17 protein-coding genes are annotated in these 16,526 nt (G+C 56.2%); 5 read left to right on the forward strand and 12 right to left on the reverse strand.

From position 1 onward, the window contains the following. Positions 1 to 393: 393 nt before the first annotated feature. From ACVBEJ_RS12720 to trmJ, 10 genes are all read right to left on the reverse strand, one after another. Positions 394 to 2,328, reverse strand: coding sequence for an EAL domain-containing protein (locus ACVBEJ_RS12720; RefSeq protein ID WP_447130016.1), 1,935 nt, complete (start codon positions 2,326 to 2,328; stop codon positions 394 to 396). Between the two features lie 244 nt (positions 2,329 to 2,572). After that, the gene (gene iscX / locus ACVBEJ_RS12725) at positions 2,573 to 2,767 is read right to left on the reverse strand and encodes a Fe-S cluster assembly protein IscX (protein ID WP_447130017.1); all 195 of its coding nucleotides are present in this window, start codon (positions 2,765 to 2,767) and stop codon (positions 2,573 to 2,575) included. A gap of 104 nt (positions 2,768 to 2,871) precedes the next feature. Beyond that, complete coding sequence (fdx, locus tag ACVBEJ_RS12730; protein WP_447130018.1) at positions 2,872 to 3,210, reverse strand: ISC system 2Fe-2S type ferredoxin; 339 nt, start codon at positions 3,208 to 3,210, stop codon at positions 2,872 to 2,874. Positions 3,211 to 3,212: 2 nt separating this feature from the next. Continuing rightward, complete coding sequence (gene hscA, locus ACVBEJ_RS12735; protein ID WP_447130019.1) at positions 3,213 to 5,078, reverse strand: Fe-S protein assembly chaperone HscA; 1,866 nt, start codon at positions 5,076 to 5,078, stop codon at positions 3,213 to 3,215. A 103-nt stretch (positions 5,079 to 5,181) separates the two neighbouring features. Continuing rightward, on the reverse strand, positions 5,182 to 5,712 hold the full coding sequence (gene hscB, locus ACVBEJ_RS12740; RefSeq protein WP_447130020.1) for a Fe-S protein assembly co-chaperone HscB: 531 nt from the start codon (positions 5,710 to 5,712) through the stop codon (positions 5,182 to 5,184). Between the two features lie 53 nt (positions 5,713 to 5,765). Then, positions 5,766 to 6,086, reverse strand: a complete 321-nt coding sequence (gene iscA, locus ACVBEJ_RS12745) for an iron-sulfur cluster assembly protein IscA (RefSeq protein WP_447130021.1) — start codon at positions 6,084 to 6,086, stop codon at positions 5,766 to 5,768. 21 nt (positions 6,087 to 6,107) lie between these two features. Then, positions 6,108 to 6,497, reverse strand: coding sequence for a Fe-S cluster assembly scaffold IscU (iscU, locus tag ACVBEJ_RS12750; RefSeq protein WP_447130022.1), 390 nt, complete (start codon positions 6,495 to 6,497; stop codon positions 6,108 to 6,110). A 117-nt stretch (positions 6,498 to 6,614) separates the two neighbouring features. Continuing rightward, a complete protein-coding gene (locus tag ACVBEJ_RS12755) occupies positions 6,615 to 7,829 on the reverse strand; it encodes an IscS subfamily cysteine desulfurase (protein WP_447130023.1) in 1,215 nt (404 codons plus the stop codon). Positions 7,830 to 7,865: 36 nt separating this feature from the next. After that, the gene (iscR, locus tag ACVBEJ_RS12760; RefSeq protein ID WP_447130024.1) at positions 7,866 to 8,345 is read right to left on the reverse strand and encodes a Fe-S cluster assembly transcriptional regulator IscR; all 480 of its coding nucleotides are present in this window, start codon (positions 8,343 to 8,345) and stop codon (positions 7,866 to 7,868) included. A gap of 88 nt (positions 8,346 to 8,433) precedes the next feature. Continuing rightward, positions 8,434 to 9,225, reverse strand: coding sequence for a tRNA (cytosine(32)/uridine(32)-2'-O)-methyltransferase TrmJ (gene trmJ, locus ACVBEJ_RS12765; protein WP_447130025.1), 792 nt, complete (start codon positions 9,223 to 9,225; stop codon positions 8,434 to 8,436). Between the two features lie 174 nt (positions 9,226 to 9,399). Between trmJ and ACVBEJ_RS12770 the strand changes: the two genes are divergently transcribed. Beyond that, the gene (locus ACVBEJ_RS12770; protein ID WP_447130026.1) at positions 9,400 to 10,203 is read left to right on the forward strand and encodes an inositol monophosphatase family protein; all 804 of its coding nucleotides are present in this window, start codon (positions 9,400 to 9,402) and stop codon (positions 10,201 to 10,203) included. Positions 10,204 to 10,380: 177 nt separating this feature from the next. Here the strand turns inward: ACVBEJ_RS12770 and ACVBEJ_RS12775 are convergent, their stop codons facing one another. After that, entirely contained in the window at positions 10,381 to 11,802 is a 1,422-nt protein-coding gene (locus tag ACVBEJ_RS12775; protein WP_447130027.1) for an aldehyde dehydrogenase family protein, read from the reverse strand. A gap of 35 nt (positions 11,803 to 11,837) precedes the next feature. Next, the gene (locus ACVBEJ_RS12780; RefSeq protein WP_447130028.1) at positions 11,838 to 13,103 is read right to left on the reverse strand and encodes a YihY family inner membrane protein; all 1,266 of its coding nucleotides are present in this window, start codon (positions 13,101 to 13,103) and stop codon (positions 11,838 to 11,840) included. Positions 13,104 to 13,199: 96 nt separating this feature from the next. Between ACVBEJ_RS12780 and arsC the strand changes: the two genes are divergently transcribed. From arsC to sppA, 4 genes are all read left to right on the forward strand, one after another. Beyond that, positions 13,200 to 13,544: an arsenate reductase (glutaredoxin) gene (arsC, locus tag ACVBEJ_RS12785; RefSeq protein WP_447130029.1), complete on the forward strand. Its 345-nt coding sequence runs from the start codon at positions 13,200 to 13,202 to the stop codon at positions 13,542 to 13,544. A 95-nt stretch (positions 13,545 to 13,639) separates the two neighbouring features. Beyond that, positions 13,640 to 14,236: an NAD(P)H:quinone oxidoreductase gene (gene wrbA / locus ACVBEJ_RS12790; protein ID WP_447130030.1), complete on the forward strand. Its 597-nt coding sequence runs from the start codon at positions 13,640 to 13,642 to the stop codon at positions 14,234 to 14,236. Positions 14,237 to 14,263: 27 nt separating this feature from the next. Beyond that, positions 14,264 to 14,680 carry a DUF2069 domain-containing protein gene (locus ACVBEJ_RS12795; protein WP_447130031.1) on the forward strand — a complete coding sequence of 139 codons (417 nt, stop codon included), beginning with the start codon at positions 14,264 to 14,266 and terminating at the stop codon, positions 14,678 to 14,680. Next, positions 14,673 to 16,517 (forward strand): signal peptide peptidase SppA, encoded by a 1,845-nt coding sequence (gene sppA / locus ACVBEJ_RS12800; protein ID WP_447130032.1) that lies wholly within the window; start codon positions 14,673 to 14,675, stop codon positions 16,515 to 16,517. The genes ACVBEJ_RS12795 and sppA overlap by 8 nt, the downstream gene beginning before the upstream one ends. The last annotated feature ends 9 nt before the right edge of the window (positions 16,518 to 16,526 follow it).

Genomic DNA, 16,526 nt, shown 5'->3' on the forward strand with positions numbered 1-16,526 from the left:
CGGACGTCTGACGTGGCAGCCTGCCGGCTGCGGTCAGTATGCTGCCCTCACATGGTTACTATTAACCCGGCAATACAAAAGCGATGGTTAAATCATCTATGTACCGGTCAGCCTGTTGCACACCCCACTCCCCCAAAGAATAAAGCCACACAGTTTCCATATCCTGCGTGGCTTTTGGGGACAGTCGGTAATCAGCGGACTTTGCTGGCATGTTTGGCAGCCATTTCTTGTTTGAATTTGCTACTGTCGAATGGCTGCGGCTCTCCGCTTTGTTCACCCCGTTGGGCGAAGCCCGAAGGCCATGGAAGGCCCGAGTCACTTCGAGCGTCCGACGTCCGGCCGGGTGCCAAACTCAGGAGATTGCCGCGTCGCTGCGCTCCTCGCAATGACGAATCAAGCCACCAGCAATTCGCGGAAGCGATCCACCGGCACTGGCATGCTGTAGTGGGCGCCCTGGTAGCTGTCGCAGCCTACTTTGGTGAGCACATTGAGGGCTTCGGCGTTTTCTACACCTTCAGCGATTACTTGCAGACCGTATTGACGGGACACCGCCATGATCGCTTCCACCACGCCGCGGCTTTCCGGGTCGCGGTGGATATTGCGAATAAACTCCCGGTCGATTTTCAGGTGGTCGAAGGGCAGCCGCTTCAGGTAGATCATGGACGAGTAGCCGATACCAAAATCGTCGATGGAGAAGCAGGAGCCTAAGGATTTGATGGCGTTCATTTTGCTCACCACCTCGTCCACATCTTCAATCAACAGATTTTCCGTCACTTCAAAATTGAGATAGTGCGGGTCGATGTTGTAGCTGGTGATACTGTGCTGCACCACTTCCAGCAGTTGCGGGTCGCGGAACTGGCGCGGGCTGATGTTGATGCCCATTTGCATGCCGTCGCGCCACAGGCCCTCGTCGATAAAGTTGCGCAGGTACTCACAGGCGGTGCGAATCACCCAGTGGCCCACGTTGACGATCAGCCCGGAGGATTCCAGCACCGGAATAAACTCCGAGGGCATATTGTGGCTTTTTTCGGTATTCACCCAGCGCAGCAGCGCTTCACCGCCGATAACGCGGCCGGTATCTACCTCGATTTGCGGCTGGATATAAAGGGCAAATTCCTGATTGTCCAGCGCTTTGCGCAGGCGGATATTGAGGCCGATCTGACGCTGGGCCTTTTCGGTGATGTAGGGGTCGAAAAAGGCAATGCCGTTGCGCCCCTTGCGCTTGGATTCGTACATGGCGCTGTCGGCGTATTGCAGCGCCCGCTCCGAGGTCAGCTCTTTGTCGGTGAGTAGCGCGATACCGATACTGGCGGTCAGTATCAGCTCGTGACCGTCAATAAAAATCGGCGTGGCAATGGATTCGCGCACTTTCTCCGCCATCGCCTGAGCGTCCCAGGCGGCCTGGGATACGCTGTCGGATATCTGCGGAATAAACAGCACAAATTCGTCGCCACCCAAGCGGGCCAGAACGTTGTCGCCACGCACGATATGAGCGATGGCGGAACCCACTTTTTTCACCACCTGGTCGCCAACGGTGTGCCCCCAGGAGTCGTTGATGTCCTTGAAATTGTCCAGATCAATCATCAACAGAGCGCCGCAGATTTCCTGCCTGCCGCTGGCCTCGAAATACCTGTTCAGGGACTCGATCAGGAATTGCCGGTTGGGGAGTTTGGTGAGGCTGTCGAACACACGATCCTGGTGAGTCTGGCGGGAGAGTTGCTCACCAATCGGGGACTGCTCCGCCACGGTTTTTTCCGGTTCAGGCTCCCCCATCGCAGGCTCTTTGCTATCACTTTCTACCGCGCGAGCAGCGGCACTCATGGCCGCCTGCAACATCTGTTCCGGGTCTTCTCCGGATTCCGGCTGACTGATGGCCGCCGGTTCTGAATCCGTGGGTTCGGGAGTAATAATCTCTGGCTCTGCAGCAGATTCTGGAGAGCGCCGCGCATCTTGCCGGGGCATTGGCTGGGCAAGCGTATTGGCCCGCGCTTCTATCAGGGTAACCACAAACTCCCGGGGGTTGTGGGGGACGGGTTCGATGCAAAGGTCGATATCAACGCCGTCACCGGCACCCTGCGGGCAGCGCCATTGCAGGCGTTTTTGGTCGTTTTTAACCGCACGCTTCAATTGCAGTTTGAGGTCGATAAGGGCGGAGGATTCGTCGCCGGAAATTTCGTCCAGGGAAGCGCCAATCAGGTGGCTGCGCTCGCAGCCCAGAAGAGTCATGGCCTTGTCGTTGCACTCGATGCAGACGCCGTAAACAAAGAACAGGGTGCCGTAGGGAGATATCTCCAAAAGTACTTTATAAAGCTCCTCTTTAGAGCTCATAGAATCCCCGCGGCGGTTTTATAGTTGGCGTTATTTTGAGTGTTATGGCGCTTTTGGCATTTTACGCCGGGGGATGGTTTAACAGCAAATGGTTTTGGACAACCGTACTTAGACCGCAGCTGGGCGTAAGGCCTTTTCAGACCGTTGGCCGCAAGGATAGTATTTGTAGGGTGGATTAGCGAAGCGTAATCCACCATTGAGATGGAGAATCGGTGGATTACGCTTCGCTAATCCACCCTACGAGCTAATCCATTTCCTCAATCCAGGCCATTTGAATGGCCTCCAGAATGCGCTCACCGCAGCGTTCCGGGTCGTCATCAAAGCCATCCAGCGCCATCACCCAGTTGCGCAGGTCGACAAAATTGACGGTGCGCGGGTCGACGTCCGGCTTACTGTCGGCCAGTTCGATGGCAATATCCAGGGTATCGATCCATTTCATTGGTCACCTTCCGGTTTATGCACTGCCATCCTGAGCGCAGCGAAGGATCTCACACTGCGAATTGAGCCCTGAGATTCTTCGCTTCGCTCAGAATGGCGTTGGAGTCAATGATTCTCCGACACCATATTGATGGTGTATTTGGGAATTTCCACCACCAGGTCGTCATCGGCCACCAGCGCCTGGCAGCTGAGGCGGGAGTCCGGGTCTACGCCCCAGGCTTTGTCCAGGTAGTCTTCTTCCAACTCGTCCGCTTCGTGCAGAGATTCAAAACCTTCGCGAACATGTACATGGCAGGTGGTGCAGGCGCAGGATTTTTCACAGGCGTGTTCGATGTGAATGCCATTTTTCAGGGCCGCGTCACACACGCTGATTCCCGACTCAACTTCTACCACTTTGCCTTCAGGACAAATGGTTTCGTGGGGCATAAATACAATCTTGGGCATAGTCAGCCTTCGGTTTTATCAAAATCTTCAAGGTGATGACCCGCCAGTGCCTTGCGAATACTGCTATCCATACGGCGAGCGGCAAATTCTTCGCTGGCTTTGGCCACGGCTTCGATATGGCGGGCGATGGCGCGGTGGTCGTTACCGCAGGCGAAATCCGCCAGTTCTGCAACGGCCACTTGCAGGCAATGGTACTCATCCGGCGACAACAGTGCAGCGCCATCCAGCTCAAGAGCGGCGTTCAAATCTTCCACCATACGCTGAGCCTCTACCTGCTGTTCGCGAAGGGCCCGCGCCTGCATGTCGTCGCGGGCGTGCTCGAAGGAATCCTGCAGCATGGTGGTGATTTCGCCATCGGTGAGGCCGTAAGAGGGTTTGACCTCGATACGGGCTTCCACATCGCTGGTCAGTTCTTTGGCGAAAACGCTCAACAGGCCATCGGCATCCACCTGAAAAGTCACGCGTATCTTGGCCGCACCCGCCGCCATGGGAGGCATATTGCGCAGTTCAAAACGCGCCAGGGAGCGATTGTCGGCCACCAGTTCCCGCTCCCCTTGCAGTACGTGAATGGCCATGGCGGTCTGGCCGTCTTTGTAGGTGGTAAATTCCTGAGCTTTGGCCACCGGTATGGTGGTGTTGCGATGAATCACTTTTTCCATCAAGCCGCCCATGGTTTCCAGCCCCAACGACAGGGGAATCACGTCCAGCAGCAACATTTCATCGTCGGGCTTGTTACCCACCAACACATCCGCCTGCAGCGCAGCACCGATGGCCACAACCCGGTCTGGATCAATGTCCGTCAGCGGCGGTTTGGCAAACAGCTCACTGACCTTTTCACGCACACGCAGGGTGCGCGTGGAGCCACCCACCATCACCACGTTATCGACATCCGCCACATCCAATCCCGCGTCCCGCAGGGATTTACGGCAGGCCCGCAGGGTTTTTTGTATCAGTGGGTCGATCAGTTCATTCAACTGTTGGCGAGTGACCGAACCCTGCCAGCCGACAGCACTCACATCAACGGACTCTGTGGTGGACAGCGCTTCTTTGGCGCCCTGAGCCGCATCCAGCAATTGTCGCTGTTGGCCGGGGCTCAATGATTCCCCCAAACCCGCCTGTTGCTGCAGCCAGCGAGCCAGTGCACGGTCGAAATCATCGCCGCCCAGAGCGGAATCTCCCCCGGTTGCCAATACTTCAAAAACGCCCCGGGACAGACGCAAAATGGAGACATCAAAGGTGCCGCCGCCCAGGTCGTAAACAGCAATAACACCCTCGCCCTGCTGGTCGAGCCCGTAGGCTACGGCCGCAGCCGTGGGTTCGTTGAGCAGGCGCAGCACCTTCAGGCCAGCCAGGGTAGCGGCGTCTTTGGTGGCCTGGCGCTGAGCATCGTCAAAATAGGCGGGCACGGTAATCACGGCGCCGTCCAGCGGGCCATCCAGAGTCGCCTCTGCACGGAAGGCCAGTTGTTTGAGTATTTCCGCAGAGGCCTCTACCGGACTGACCGTACCGGCTGCGGTGTGAAAGCGCACCATGCCCTCGCCCTCCGCCAGTTGGTAAGGCAATTCGCTACCCAGGGAAACCACATTTTCCCGGCCACGCCCCATAAAACGCTTGACCGAAAGCAAGGTGTTCAGCGGGTCGCGGGCGGCCACTTCACGGGCGCTGTGGCCCACCACAACACCATCGCTGGTATAACGCACTGCCGAGGGCAACAAATGGAGTCCCTGTTCATCGGGCAAGGTTTCGGCACTGGCACTGCGCACCGTGGCCACCAGTGAATTGGTGGTGCCCAGGTCAATGCCAACGGCGCGGCGACGCTGATGGGGTTCCGGGGAGAGGCCCGGTTCGGAGATTTGTAATAAGCTCATGGGTTGCCTTATCGCTGCCTGCAGCTGTCATCCTGAGCGCTGCGAAGGATCTCAGCTTTTTGGCAAACTGCGAGATTCTTCGCTGCGCTCAGAATGACAAAATTCACATATCTTCCAAGTCTTCTTCCAGCAGTTCCATTTCTGCCAGTAATTTGCTGGAGAACTGCATCTTTGCCACCTTGTCCAGCGCTTCATCATACTGGCTGGCATCATAGTGTTGAGCAAAACGCGCCTGCTGTTCCCGGTAGTCGTTGTTCACTTGATTGCGCAAATTGTCCAGAGCGGCAAATGGGTCGTCGTGGTCGCGCACTTCGACCAGTGATTCCCGCAGTTCCATTTGCGCCATTAAAAACACGGGGTCGCTGCTGACCGTGGACTCCCCGGTGCTGTCCAAACCTTTTTCGGCCAGCAGGTATTGAGCGCGCTTCAATGGGGATTTAAGGGTATCAAAGGCCTGATTGATGGTGGCGGACCACTGCACTGCACGGTTGCGGTCACGCTCCGGTTTGTCGGCAAAACGGTCCGGGTGAAATTGTTGTTGCAGCTCGCGGTAGCGACTTGCCAGCCTTCCGCAATCCACATGAAAGGATTCCGGAATGCCAAAAATTTCAAAAAAGTTGTTGCCTGTTACCACGGAATTGCGGGCCCTGGGGAAATGGTTTTACGTCACGACGAGGATAGAAGGAATTATACGTGAAAGGACTCGCCACAGCCGCATTCGTCTTTGACGTTGGGGTTGTTAAACTGAAAGCCCTCGTTCAAACCTTCTTTGACAAAATCCAGTTCGGTGCCATCCAGGTAGGCAAAACTTTTCGGGTCGACAAACAGTTTAACATCGTCGCCAATCACCGTATCCGCGTCATCCGCCTCGTCGACAAATTCCAGTACATAAGACAAACCGGAGCAGCCAGAGGTGCGCACTCCCAAGCGAATACCCAACCCTTTGCCGCGCTTTAACAGGTGGCTGCGAACGTGTTCTTGCGCCGCCGGCGTCATGGTAATGGCCATACTTACTGCTCCAAAATCCGCTTACTGCTCTTCGCCGCGCTTTTTGCGCACGTCTTTGATAGCCGCTTTGATGGCGTCTTCCGCCAACACAGAGCAGTGAATTTTTACCGGCGGCAATGCCAGCTCTTCCGCCAGTTCGGTGTTTTTGATTTCACCGGCTTGCTCCAGGGTTTTGCCTTTCACCCATTCGGTGAGCAAAGAGCTGGAGGCAATGGCGGAGCCACAACCGTAGGTTTTGAACTTGGCGTCTTCAATCACGCCTTCGTCGCTGACCTGAATCTGCAGGCGCATCACATCGCCACAGGCGGGGGCACCCACCATACCAGTGCCCACGTTGTCAGAGTTGTCGTCCATTTTCCCCACATTGCGGGGGTTTTCGTAGTGATCCAGAACTTTTTCGCTGTAAGCCATTTCTATTTCTCCCGGTAACGTGAAGTACGGCTACTTAGTAATTCAATGCGAGAAAAGAAAAATCACACTTTTTCTTTTCAACCCCGCGAAACGGCATGGATGCCGTTTCAGGGGAAATTAGTGCGCCGCCCATTCAACCTGATTGAGGTCGACGCCGTCTTTGTACATATCCCACAGGGGCGATAGCTCCCGCAATTTACCCACCGCGTGTTTGACTTTGTCGATGGCGTAATCAATTTCTTCCTCAGTGGTAAAGCGGCCAATGCTGAAGCGCAGGGAGCTGTGCGCCAGCTCGTCGTTCAGGCCCAGGGCGCGCAGCACGTAGGAAGGTTCCAGGCTGGCGGACGTACAGGCAGAACCGGAGGAAACCGCCAGGTCCTTGAGGGCCATAATCAGGGATTCACCCTCGACAAAGTTGAGGCTGACATTGAGCAGGCCCGGTACGTGGTGACTCTCTGAACCGTTGAGGTGCACTTCTTCAATATCTTTTAAACCGTTCCACAGGCGATCCCGCAGGCGGTTGAGGCGCAGCGCTTCATCGGCCATGTCTTCGCGGGCAATGCGGAACGCTTCACCCATACCAACAATCTGGTGAGTGGCCAGGGTACCGGAGCGCATGCCGCGCTCGTGGCCACCGCCGTGGGTCTGAGCCTCGATGCGAACACGGGGCTTGCGGCGTACATAAAGCGCCCCCATACCTTTGGGGCCGTACACTTTGTGAGCAGAGAACGACATCAAATCCACTTTCATGGCTTCCAGGTCGATGGCTACTTTGCCCGCACTCTGGGCGGCATCCACGTGGAAAAACACTTTGCGTTCGCGGCAGATTTCGCCAATGGCGGCAATGTCGTTAACGGTGCCAATTTCGTTATTGACGTGCATCAGCGACACCACCGTGGTGTCTTCACGAATGGCGTCGGCCACAACTTGCGGCTGAATAATGCCATTGCTGTCCGGCTCCAGATAGGTGACCTCAAAGCCTTCCCGCTCCAATTGTCGACAGGTATCCAGCACCGCTTTGTGCTCGATTTTGGAGGTAATGATGTGCTTGCCGCGCTTTTGGTTGAAGTGGGCACAGCCTTTGATAGCCAGGTTGTCGGATTCAGTGGCGCCCGAGGTCCAGACAATTTCCCGTGGGTCGGCGTTGATCAAATCCGCTACCTGGCGGCGGGCATCTTCCACCAGTTCTTCCGCCTGCCAGCCAAAGGCGTGGGAACGGGAGGCGGGGTTGCCAAACACCCCGTCGCTGGTAAGACATTCCGCCATTTTAGAAGCCACTCGCGGATCGACCGGAGTGGTGGCGGCGTAGTCAAAATAAATGGGTAATTTCATGGGTTACAACACCTTGCACACTTTCGCTGTGGTTCTTTAATGGCCAGTGGCCGCAATCAGGGGTTCAACACCCATTTGCGCCGCGCTGTTCTGGCGCAGGCAAATGGATTGGATATCCGCACGGGCGGTAAGGTCCGCCAGGCTGATACCGCTGAGAAACTGGTAAATCTGGTCGCTGAGTTCCTGCCACAGATGGTGGGTCAAGCAAATTTCCCCATCCTGGCAATTGCCCTTTCCGGAACAGTTTGTGGCATCCACGGATTCGTTGACCGCATCAATAATCGCTGCCACATCAATGCTGTCAGCGTTACGGCTAAGGCGATAACCACCGCCGGGACCACGGATGCTGGACACCAGATCGTTCTGGCGCAGCTTGGCGAACAGCTGTTCCAGATAAGAAAGGGAGATACCCTGACGCTTGCAGATATCCGCCAGGCTGATGGGGCCGGCATCGCCGTGCAGGGCCAGGTCCAGCATGGCAGTAACAGCGTATCGTCCACGGGTTGTCAGGCGCATAATGACACTCTAAATAACTCTAACCGGTGGCAATTATGGAAAAACCCACTTTTTTAGTCAAGTAAATAATTGACTGAATTAGTCGGGCTTATATCTGGCTGTTGGTTTTGTCACTGCCGCCCTTTTTTAACTGCCGTGCCGCCCGCTGAATAGAGGTCAGCATGCCCCGCAAAATTGCCAGCTCCATCTCGTCCAGACGAATGCGCCCATACAGTCGTCGCAACCGCGCCATGGTCTGACGGGGGTTGTCGCGGTTGTGGAAATCAATATCCACCAAGGCCTGTTCCAGATGTTCGTAATAGCGCTCCAGGGCATCGTGTTTGGCGGGGGGAATATCCCAGTCATTGAGGTCGGGCAGCTTGCCATCTTCTGCCGACAGCGCCGCCATTCGGGTTTCATAGGCGAGCACCTGCACCGCCGCCGCCAGATTCAGGGAACTGTAGTCCGGGTTGGTGGGAATATGTACGTGGTAGGTGCAGCGCTGTAACTCTTCATTAGTCAGGCCGCGATCTTCGCGCCCAAACACCAGCGCCACTTCGTGTTCCACCGCCTCCGACACCGCTTTTTCACCGCACTCGCGAGGATTGAGCATGGGCCAGGGAATCCCCCGGCTGCGGGCGCTGGTGCCCACCACCAGGCCGCAATCCACCAGGGCTTCATCCAGTGTGTTTACAATCACCGCGTTGTCGAGAACATCCAGCGCATTGGCGGCCCGCTGAAACGCCCGGTGAGAGGGAAACTCCTTGGGCTCCACCAGATACAATTTTTCCAATCCCATATTTTTCATGGCGCGGGCAACACCCCCAATATTGCCGGGGTGAGTGGTGTTTACCAGTACAACACGCACTTTTTTGAGAAGGTCAGTCTTTATTTCAGTCATGGCAGCCTCGAAAAATCGGCGCGGATATTATCATGAGGGGAGCAGAATACAGAATACAGGCGCCACTTTTTTCTGCCCTCTGCCTTCTGTCCCCTGTCTTCTGCATGCTAAAATCCCGCGCCCGGCCACTGCGCCACGTTCTTTACAGCCCTCATATCACTAACGGGAACAGCCATGGAACCCACGGTAAATATTGCCCTGCGCGCAGCGCGCAAGGCAGGCGAGCTGATTGTGCGCGCCACTGAACAACTGGATAAAGTCAGAATCCAGCAGAAAGGCCACAACGACTTTGTGACCGAAATCGACAAGGCCGCCGAGCGCGAGGTACTGCATCACCTCAGCAAAGCCTACCCTGACCATCGCTTCCTCGGCGAAGAAGGCGGCGAAACCGGCAACCCGGATAGCGATCACCTGTGGATTATCGATCCCATCGACGGCACCACAAACTTTATTCGCGGCATTCCCCACTGTGCGGTTTCCATTGCCTGCTCAGTCAACGGCCGCCTGGAACACGCCGTTATTTACGACCCGTTCAAAAACGAAGAATTTACCGCCAGCCGCGGCCGCGGCGCGCAACTCAATGGCCGCCGCATTCGTGTCACTGGCCGCACCAGTATGGAAGGCGCACTGCTTGCCACCGGCATTCCCTTTAGCGAGCCCTCCTTCAGCGAAATGGACAACTACCTGGCCTGCATGAAAGAGCTGGCGGAAAACTCCGCCGGCATTCGCCGCATCGGTGTGGCGTCACTGGACCTGGCTTATCTGGCGGCAGGCCGCTTTGATTGCTTCTGGGAAATGCACCTGAAACCCTGGGATATCGCCGCAGGCGTACTTATGATCAAAGAAGCCGGCGGCCTGGTGTGCGACTTTCAGGGCGGTGAAAACTATATGGAAAATGGTCATGTGGTGGCAGCCAGCCCGCGCCTGCTGAAGCCAACGCTGCAGGTTGTTGGCAAGTATTTGGGGCACCTTAAATAGCAGCGTGCTACGGACAGGTATGGTGTTATTAACCCGGCAATATAAAACCTGACGCACTTGCGCGGAAGTGCTTGATTTTATTGAGCTCGCGCTGGCTGCGCCAGCGGCGGCACATCCCTGTGCCGCGTTATCAAACGCAACCTATAAGGTTGCCGGTTTAATAGAAGACCTGCAGCCTTAAAAACCATTTATGGCTTTTATCTCAAGAAAGTCCTCAAACCCATAAGCCCCCCACTCCCGGCAATTGCCGGATTGTTTGTAACCACCGAAAGGCGCGTCGTAGCCCTGGTAGGCACCGTTCAGGTGCACCATGCCGGCTTTCAGGCGGCGGGCGACGCGGCGACAGCGCTCCTGGTCGGAGCCCTGCACATAGGCCGCCAGGCCATAAACTGTGTCGTTGGCAATGGCAATACCTTCCTCCTCATCGCCGTAGGGAATAATTGCCAGCACCGGGCCAAAAATTTCTTCACGGGCGATGGTCATATGGTTGTGCACATCAGCAAAGATCGTGGGTTTGGCGTAGTGACCCCGCTCAAAACCTTGCGGCTTGCCAAGGCCACCACACAGCAAGCGTGCACCCTCATCGATACCTGCCTGAATATAACGCTGCACGTTGTCGTATTGCTTTTTACTGGCCAGCGGGCCGAGATGACGCCCCACCTGTTGCGGGTCACCCACCTGAACTTTGGCAGCAATACGGCCGGCAACTTCCAGAGCCTCCTCATAGCGGGACTGGGGCACCAACATTCTGGTGGGCGCATTACAGGACTGACCGGTGTTTTCCATGCAATTGAACACACCCCATTTCACCGCCTTTTCCAGATCCGCGTCATCGAGGATCAGGTTCGGGGATTTGCCACCCAACTCCAGTGCCACCCGTTTGATGGTATCCGCCGCCGCTTTTGACACCAGCGCGCCAACACGGGTGGAGCCGGTGAGCGACACCATATCCACCTGCGGATGAGTGGACAGCACCGCTCCCACATCCGGGCCGGTGCCGTTGATCATATTGAATACCCCCGGGGGAATGCCCGCCTGGTCAACCACTTCAGCAAACAGCATGGCGGAGACCGGCGTATCTTCGCTGGGTTTGACCACCATGGTGCATCCGGCGGCAATGGCCGGTGCCACTTTGCACACCACCTGATTGATAGGCCAGTTCCACGGGCAGATAAAACCGCACACACCGATGGGCTCTTTTACCACCCGGGCGCTGCTGATGTCTTCCTCAAACCGGTAATTCTTCAAAGCGTCGATGGTCGCCTGAATATGGCCGCGCCCAGTATCCGCCTGGGCCGCTTTGGAAAAGGAAACCGGTGCGCCCATTTCCTGAGTAATGGCCGCGGCAATCTCGTCGTAGCGCTCCATATAGCCAGCCAACAGCCGCTCCAGCATGGCCAGGCGCTGTTCGCGGCTGGTTTGCGAAAAACCATCAAATGCAGCCCTGGCCGCTGCGATGGCTCGCTCCACATCCGCCGCTCTGCCCAATACAGTGGTGGCAAATTGCTCCTCTGTAGCCGGGTTTTCAACCGGGTAGTCGGTTGATTCCAGCGGCTCTACCCACTGACCATCGATATAAAATTTACGCAGGTTTTCCATGGTTCTCCCAGATTGGTTTTCTCAAGTCGGTTTAGTCAGGTATTTTTCTGCTGCAACAAATCCGCCACGGTTTTTTCCAGCAACGGTGCAGACTGATTGTGAAAGTCATCCAGCAATTCTCGCAGCTGGCCGCACCAAGGGTAACGTTCCAACACGCTCCAGGCTCCTGCCGTGGGTTCGGTGGCAAAGTGTTCACCGAACAAATCCACCACATAGGCCAACTTCAGGGAGCTGAGCTCCCGGGCCAGTACGTAGCGGCCGTTGGCTGTGCTCACCAGAATTTGCTCACTGAGAAACAGATCGCGCAATTGCTGCCAGTGCAATTGATCCACTCCGGTCTGCAACATGTGATGATCGGAAATGGTGTCTCCCTGGCGCTGTTGTTTGGCCGCTTCGGAGAAGATCATTAACGCCGCCACCAGATTGGGGTAACTGTATCCGCGCACCGAGGTTTTAAAGGTTTCCAGACCACGCACCAACTCCGCCCCCAACAGCACCAAAGTCCAGATCAGGTAAATCCACAGCAGAAACAGCGGCACTACCGCAAAAGTACCGTACACCTCCTGATAGCTGGAATTGGCCACCACCCAGCTAAAGCCCTGTTTGAGCCCCTCGAACAACAGCACCGTAACCAGGCCGCCAAACAGGGCAAAGCGAATTTGCACCCGGCAGTTGGGCACCGCCACAAACAACAGGGTGGCAGCGGCCCAGGAAAACAGGAACGGCACAACCTGCAACACCGTGGCACCCACTTGCGGACTGCCGGCATCTTCCAGCAAAAAACGGTCGATCACGCCGTAGGCATTGATGGACAAACCCACGCCAAGGAGTACCGGCCCCAGGCTGAGAATGGCCCAGTACAGCAAAAAACTCGACAACCCCTTGCGACCGCCGGCGGTACCCCAGATTTTGTTAAAGGTCTTTTCGATATTGGCGAGCATCAGATAGGACGTGACAATCAACACACCAATACCTACCACGCTGAGTTTGCGCGCCTGCGCCATAAAGCTGGTGAGATATTCCTGTACGCGGGTACCGGTGTCGCTGTCTGCTCCGGTTTCCGGCAGAAAATTACTGAACAACAGAGATTGCAGTTTTTCTTCCAGGCCTTGAAAAGCGGGCACCAGTGAAAAGGTGGCGAACATCAGGGTAAGCATGGGCACCAGGGCAAACAGCGTCATGTAAGTAAGCGCCGCCGCGCTCTCCGGGCAGTCATCGCGAAAAAAACGCCGGGTCAGGTGAACAATAAACTGCCAGCAGGTTTCCAATAAGCTGCGCAGTTTTTGATGCCATTGGCTCATGGAGAAGAATCCCTTTAGAATCAACGTCCGATTACAGCATACAAATCTGTTTTAATGCCACCGGCCTAATTCCACTGACTTATAGCCAATCCACCTATGACGACTATTTACCACAACCCACGTTGTTCCAAATCCCGGCAGACATTACAACTGCTGCAAGACAACAGCGTTAACCCGGAGATTGTTCTTTATCTGGAACACACCCCGGATGCCAACACCCTGCAAAGCATTGTGAGCAAACTGGGCATTGCTCCCAGAGAACTGCTCCGCAGCGGCGAAGATGCCTATAAAGAGAACAACCTGGCGAACCAATCCCTGAGCGACCAGCAGCTAATTGACGCTATGGTGAAATACCCCAAACTGATCCAGCGCCCGATTGTGGTAAACGGCGACAAAGCCGCCATTGGGCGGCCACCGGAAGCAGTGTTGGAGATTTTGTAAGACGTTGGACGGCATCACTGCCGAGTCAAAGGTTTTGCGTCAAACGTCAAACATCAAACGTCGAGCACCAAACACCAAACCGCCAAGGCAAAACCATGAGTAACAGTTACATCCTGATCCTCTACTACAGCCGCTCCGGTAACACCCGCGCCATGGCAGAGCTGATTGCTCAGGGCGTGGAAGCCGCCGGCATGGAGGGCCGCCTGCGCACCGTGCCTGCGGTATCCGCCAACTGCGAAGCCAGCGAGCCGGACATTCCCGCCAGCGGCGACCTGTACGCCAACAGCGACGACCTGATTCACTGCAGCGGCCTGATGCTGGGCAGCCCCACCCGTTTCGGCAATATGGCAGCACCCATGAAGTACTTTCTCGACAACAGTGGCGAGCAATGGCTCAACGGCGATTTGATTGGCAAACCCGCCGGGGTATTCACTTCCACAGGCAGTCTTCACGGAGGCCAGGAAAGCACCCTGCTCACCATGATGGTGCCACTGTTGCACCACGGTATGGTGATCGCCGGGCTGCCCTATTCAGAGTCCGCGCTGCACCACACCCAAAGCGGCGGCACCCCCTACGGCCCATCGCATACCGCCGGCAGTGACAGCAACACCCCCATCAGTGATGATGAGGCACAGCTGTGCATCGCGCTGGGCAAACGCATCGCCACCCTGTCACAAAAACTCATCAGGTAAACAAACACCACTATGACAAGCAGCGACATGCCCACAAGTACAGGCTTTAAGGTACTTAAAAATCTCACCTGGCTGAGTTTTTTTGGCCTCTGGATCACCCTGGCGTTCAACGGCATGCGGTCACCACTGGTGGTGCAACTGGTGACTCTGCTACCGCTGCTGATTTTTCTGCCGGGCATGATCAAACAAAAGCACAAAACCCTGTCGATGCTGTGTTTCGTGTGCCTGATTTACTTTACGGCCATTACCCTGAACCTGTTTAAAGCCGACAGAAGCCTGTTGGATATTCTCGAAATGGTGTGGGTAGTCACGCTGTTTATCTCTGCCATGCTGTACAGTCGCAGCATTCAAAAACACCGCTATCAAGTGGCCATGCAGTCTCAGCAAAACCCGGCCGCCGATCAACCGAGCGAGCAATCAAGCGAGGACAGTCACCATGACTAACAAACCCAAAGGAATATTCAGGCGCTTCTTTGGCTTTATCGGCAGTACCCTGTTGGGGCTGCTGAAAAGCATTGCCCGGTTGTTGATTTCCGCAGTGGTGATACTCACTCTGGCGGTTGTCATTATCGCCTTGCTCACCCGCCCGCAGCCCATTCCCGACAGCGCTGCTCTGGTGATTGCCCCCCAGGGCAACATTGTGGAGCAACTGACCACATCGCCCTCGCCCATGGGTCTGCTGTCCGGGCCACCCAGGGAAACCCGCCTCGGTGACCTGCTGGGCAGCATTCGCGCCGCCGCCAAAGACGAGCGCATCAACTCCCTGATACTCAATCTGGACAACCTGTCCGGGGCCGGCTTCAGCAAGCTCAGCGATATTGGCGATGCCTTGCAGGAATTTCGCGACAGCGGCAAGCCGATTACCGCCACTGGCGACAACTTCAGCCAGGGGCAATACTTCCTCGCCAGCCACGCAGACCGCATTCTGCTGAACCCGTTCGGAGCCGTGGAAGTGATGGGCTTTGCCCGCTACCGCCCCTACTTCAAGGATGCTTTGGACAAGCTCAAGGTCAATGTCCACGTGTTCAAGGTGGGCAGCTTCAAGGATGCCGTAGAACCGTTTCTGCGCAACGACATGTCGGAAGCCTCCAAACTCCACAACAGCGAGTGGCTCAATTTGTTGTGGGCGGACTACACCAGCCGTGTGGAATCTCTGCGCGGGCTGCCCAAAGGGGCCGTCAACGGTTTTATCAGCTCCATGGACCGCGACTTGCAACAACACAACGGCGACACCGCCAAACTCGCTCTGGAAAATGGCCTGGTGGACCAACTGGCCAGCAGCCAGCAGATGCACGCCGCACTGGTGGAACTGGCCGGCGATGACGGCAACGGCGGTTATCGTCAGGTGGGCATGAAGCGCTACCTGAAGGATATTATTGCCCAGCGCCAGGCAGACAACATGTTTGTGAACGACAAAGTGGCACTGGTGGTGGCCAGCGGCGAAATTCTCGATGGCGAGCAACCCGCCGACAAAATTGGCGGCGACAGCCTGGCCAAGTTGCTGTCCCAGGTGCGCGACGACCCGGCCATCAAAGCCCTGGTGCTGCGGGTGGACAGTCCCGGAGGCAGTGCCTATGCCTCCGAAGTGATTCGCCAGGAAATACTGCAAATCAAAGAACAGGGCATTCCCGTGGTGATTTCCATGGGCAGCCTGGCGGCTTCCGGCGGATACTGGATTTCCGCCAACGCCGACCAGATATGGGCCAGCCCCACCACCCTCACCGGCTCCATTGGCGTGTTTGGCATGGTGCCCACCTTTGAGAACAGCTTTGCGGAACTGGGCATCAAAAGCGATGGCATTGCCACTACGGAACTGGCGGGCTTTGGCGACCTCACTCGCCCCATGAGCGACAAAAGCGCTGCGGTTATCCAATCCGCCATCGATGGCATTTACCAAAAATTCCTCACCCTGGTGGCGGAAGGCCGCAACAGCAGCAGCGCAGAAGTCCACAAAGTCGCCCAGGGGCGCGTGTGGACCGGTGCCAAAGCCAAACAGCTGGGCCTGGTGGATGAATTGGGCAACCTGAAAAGCGCCATTGCCGCCGCCGCAAAACTGGCAGAGATCAGCGAATACAAAGTAGAACTTGTACAACCGCCGTTGAAATTTTCAGAAGCACTGATGCTGGGACTGGCGGAAAAAGTGCAGCTGGGAGACTGGCTGAACGTCGACGGCTTGATTCCAGACAGCCTGATGAAAACCGCAAACCCGCTGCTTGAAGCACTGAATGACCTCAATGACCCCAAGGGCTATTACTTGCGCTGTTATGAATGCAGTGAGTAGCACGTAGCC

It is taken from the genome of Porticoccus sp. GXU_MW_L64 (assembly GCF_052983295.1).